Here is a 322-nt window from a genome sequence, read left to right as displayed (position 1 = left end):
CTCGAAAGAGCGGTAGAGGAAGCTTCCTGTTCAGGTTGAAGTCGTACCGTAAGGAGCGGTGGACTGTACAGGAGTGAGTATGCTGGCATAAGTAGCGAGAACTAAGTGAGAATCTTAGTGGTCGAAAACCTAAGGTTTCCTGAGGAAGGCTCGTCCGCTCAGGGTTAGTCGGGACCTAAGCCGAGGCCGAAAGGCGTAGGTGATGGATAATCGGTTGATATTCCGATACTGCCATTTTCCGTTATGAGAAATGGGGTGACGCAGTAGGATAAGATGTGCGCACTATTGGATGTGCGTCTAAGCTCTGAGACATGCAGGTTGG

The 322-nt window shown here is 50.3% G+C and carries 1 rRNA gene; it reads left to right on the top strand.

The annotated features are described in order from the left end of the window. A 23S ribosomal RNA gene (locus RH99_RS18800) occupies nucleotides 1-322 on the top strand; the annotation flags it as partial.

It is taken from the genome of Clostridium arbusti SL206 (assembly GCF_000246895.1).
Classification (GTDB): domain Bacteria; phylum Bacillota; class Clostridia; order Clostridiales; family Clostridiaceae; genus Clostridium_I; species Clostridium_I arbusti.
This window is presented reverse-complemented; position numbering and strand designations above follow the sequence as displayed.